We start from the raw sequence: 3,026 nt of genomic DNA, 5'->3' as shown, positions 1-3,026 counted from the left end.
GCGGGCCTCGTCGTTTGTCAGCGGCGCTCGGCGTGGACGAAGAACTCGCGGTTGCCGTCGCCGCCCTTGATCGGGCTGTCGAACCAAGCCAGCGTCTTCATGTTCTGCTCGGCCAGCACTCGGTCGATCTTGTCCTTAACCTGCGGATACAGGCTTTCGTCGCGGACGATGCCGCCGTGGGACAGCCCTTCCCGCCCCACCTCGAACTGCGGCTTGACCAGGCTGAGCAGACGCCCGCCCGGCGTCAACAGCGGCAGCGCCGACGGCAGCACCAGGCTCAGCGAGATGAAGGACACGTCGCACACCATCAGGTCGAAGCCATCGCCCTCATTAACGGCCAACAGCGCCGCGCGGTCCAGCGCGCGCGCGTTGACGCCTTCGAAATAGCGTACCCGCGCGTCTTCCCGCATCCGCGGGTGCAACTGGTCGTGGCCGACGTCCACGCCCACCACCCGGCGCGCGCCGGCCTGCAGCAAGCAGTCGGTGAAGCCGCCGGTGGACTGGCCGATGTCCAGCGCGGTCCAGCCGGCGATGTCCAATCCGGCCGCGTCCAGCGCGCCGCGCATTTTCAGCCCGCCGCGCGACACGTAGCGGTCGGCCTCGTCGGCGACGATGTCGAACGCCGCGTCCGCCGGAAATTTTTGGCTGGACTTGGCCACCACCGCGCCGCCGCAGCTGACGCGGCCGGCCGCCACCAGGTTCTGCGCGGCGGTGCGCGACGCGGCAAGCCCTTGTTCCACCAGCAAAATATCCACTCGAATCATGTCCGTTCCCGCTGCCCGAATTCCGATGAACGCGACAGGTTGGCGAAGCCGCCATCCGCTGTCAAGCGAGGCCGCCATCCCTGTCTGTTTGCATCAAATCTCGCAACATATGTTTACAAGAAAATGCTAATAATGATAATCTAAAAAGCAATTCATTGATTTTATTCATATATTCAAACAGCCCCGCCGGCATCGAACAGAAAGCGCCCGCCCCATCCCGCGCGCCCTTATCCATCCATGCTGGCCCGCTCCGCCAGCGCCCGGCAGCAAACGGCCGTTGGCGGCAGAGTCCCGCAGCAGGCTCTGCCCCGGGCAAGGCTTTCGCGCCGGCCGTCGCCGGTTTCGCCCGCGGCCTAGGCCGCGCCTCGACTCACCATCCATCACGGCTGCGCGCCCCGCGCGGGGACGCGCGCCGCCATGCAAGGAGTACCGATGGTCCTACGCCTGTCGTTGTTGTTCGCCGTATTGTTCGCGTTCTGGGGCGCCGCCGCCCCCGAGCACATGACCGCCACCGCCTCCGAGTGGCTGAGCTTCACCATTTCCCGCTTCGGCTGGTTCTATCTGCTGTCGGTGTTCGGCTTCCTGCTGTTCGCGCTCTATCTGGCCTTCGGCCGCTTCGGCCACATCCGCTTGGGCAAGGAGGACGACGAGCCCGAGTTCTCCCGGCTGAGCTGGTTTTCCATGCTGTTTTCCGCCGGCATGGGCATCGGCCTGGTGTTCTGGGGCGTGGCCGAGCCGCTGTCCCACTTCGCCACGCCGGCAAGCGCGTCCACCGCGCCGGAATCGGCCGAGGCGGCGCGGCTGGCGATGCGCCACGCCTTCTTCCATTGGGGCCTGCACCCGTGGGCGGTGTACAGCCTGACCGCGCTGGCGCTGGCCTACTTCAAGTTCAACCGCGGCCAGAAGGGCCTGATCAGCGCCGCCTTCCGTCCGCTCCTGGGCGACCGCGTCGACGGTCCGCTCGGCATCGCCATCGACGTGATGGCCGTGCTGGCCACCGTGTTCGGCGTCGCCACCACGCTGGGCTTCGGCACGCTGCAGATCGAAAGCGGCCTGGAAATGCTGTTCGGCGTGGCGCCGTCTCCCACGCTGACGGTGGCCATCGTCGTCATCGCCACCGCGCTGTTCCTGCTGTCGTCGCTGACCGGGCTATCGCGCGGCATCAAATGGCTGTCCAACCTCAATATCCTGTTGGCGGCGCTGCTGTTCCTGGCAGTGGTGGTCCTGGGACCCACCGGCTTCATCTTCGACACCTTCACCACCACGCTGGGCGATTACCTGGGCAACCTGACCAGCACCAGCCTGCGCATGAGCCCATTCACCCAGGGCACCTGGATGGCCAACTGGACGCTGTTCTACTGGGCCTGGTGGGTGACCTGGGCGCCCTTCGTCGGCATGTTCATCGCCCGCGTCTCGCGCGGCCGCACCGTGCGCGAATTCATCGTCGGCGTGCTGCTGGTGCCGTCGCTGGCCAGCTTCGTCTGGTTCTCCGCCTTCGGCGGCACCGCGCTGGACCTGCAGCTGTTCGGCGGCGCCGACCTGCTGTCCGCGGTCAAGACCGACGTCTCCACCGCGCTGTACGTGATGTTTGAGCAGTTGCCGGGCGGCCGCGTCCTGTCGCTGCTGGCGATGACGCTGGTGATCATCTTCTTCGTCACCTCGGCCGATTCCGCCACCTTCGTGCTGGGCATGTTCACCAGCGGCGGCGACCTGAACCCCAGCCACCGCGTCAAGCTGATCTGGGGCGTGCTGCTGGCCGCCATCGCGCTGGTGCTGCTGCAAAGCGGCGGCCTGAAGGCGCTGCAGGCGGTGCTGATCGTCAGCGCGCTGCCCTTCATGCTGATCATGATAGGCATGGCGGTGTCGCTGTACCGCGCGCTGGACGAGGAGGAGCACGACAGCCGCCTGCGCGAAATCCGCCGCCTGCGCCAGCTGGAAGCGCTGGAAAAACGCCAGCAGGATTGACCAGGCCGCGGGACGGCCGGCGGATTTGATGCGATCATGACAGTATTGTCTCGCCATGGAGGATGTATGGACACGCATCAACTCGACCCGATGGAGGTCCGCGTGCTGGGCGCGCTGCTGGAAAAGCAGGCTCTGACGCCCGACGCCTACCCGCTGACGCTGAACGCGCTGGTCGGCGCCTGCAACCAACTGACCAGCCGCGAGCCGGTGATGCAGCTGTCCGAGGCCGACGCCAGCGCCGCGCTGGACGCGCTGATCGCCAAGAAGCTGGTGGCCGAGCGGCTGCCGGCCGGCAGC

At 66.7% G+C, this 3,026-nt stretch carries 3 protein-coding genes; 2 read left to right on the top strand and 1 reads right to left on the bottom strand.

Translation table 11 applies throughout. The features are described from left to right. Window positions 1–17: 17 nt before the first annotated feature. Window positions 18–764: a TlyA family RNA methyltransferase gene (locus LQR33_RS23855; RefSeq protein ID WP_021475059.1), complete on the bottom strand. Its 747-nt coding sequence runs from the start codon at window positions 762–764 to the stop codon at window positions 18–20. Window positions 765–1,196: 432 nt separating this feature from the next. Between LQR33_RS23855 and LQR33_RS23850 the strand changes: the two genes are divergently transcribed. Next, the gene (locus LQR33_RS23850; RefSeq protein WP_166439858.1) at window positions 1,197–2,729 is read left to right on the top strand and encodes a glycine betaine uptake BCCT transporter; all 1,533 of its coding nucleotides are present in this window, start codon (window positions 1,197–1,199) and stop codon (window positions 2,727–2,729) included. Window positions 2,730–2,795: 66 nt separating this feature from the next. Then, a partial coding sequence (locus tag LQR33_RS23845; RefSeq protein ID WP_231470722.1) for a DUF480 domain-containing protein occupies window positions 2,796–3,026 on the top strand: 231 nt, incomplete at its 3' end.

It is taken from the genome of Chromobacterium piscinae (assembly GCF_021129175.1).
GTDB lineage: Bacteria > Pseudomonadota > Gammaproteobacteria > Burkholderiales > Chromobacteriaceae > Chromobacterium > Chromobacterium piscinae.
This window is presented reverse-complemented; position numbering and strand designations above follow the sequence as displayed.